Here is a 531-nt window from a genome sequence, read left to right on the forward strand (position 1 = left end):
CAATCCGTGCGCTAAGCATGGACGGTGTTCAACAAGCTAACTCTGGCCACCCAGGCGCACCTATGGGTATGGCTGATATCGCTGAAGTTCTTTGGCGCTCTCACCTAAACCACAACCCATCAAACCCTGAGTGGGCAGACCGCGACCGTTTCGTACTTTCAAACGGCCACGGCTCAATGCTGATTTACTCTCTACTGCACTTAAGCGGTTACGAGCTATCTATCGATGATCTGAAAAACTTCCGTCAGCTTCACTCTAAGACTCCAGGTCACCCAGAGTACGGCTACGCACCAGGCATCGAAACGACAACAGGCCCTCTAGGTCAAGGTATCACGAACGCTGTTGGCATGGCTCTAGCAGAAAAAGCGCTAGCAGCACAATTCAACAAAGATGGCCACGACATCAGTGACCACTTCACGTACGTGTTCATGGGTGATGGCTGTCTGATGGAAGGTATCTCGCATGAGGCATGTTCTCTTGCTGGTACTCTAGGCCTAGGTAAACTGATCGCATTTTGGGATGACAACGGCA

Annotated in this window: 1 pseudogene; it reads left to right on the forward strand. The window is 51.2% G+C overall.

Features of this window, described 5'->3' with window-relative positions:
* Positions 1-2 precede the first annotated feature (2 nt).
* Positions 3-531, forward strand: a pseudogene (locus tag R7Z50_RS30775) (transketolase); the annotation flags it as partial.

This window comes from Vibrio sp. 1249-1, from assembly GCF_033340495.1.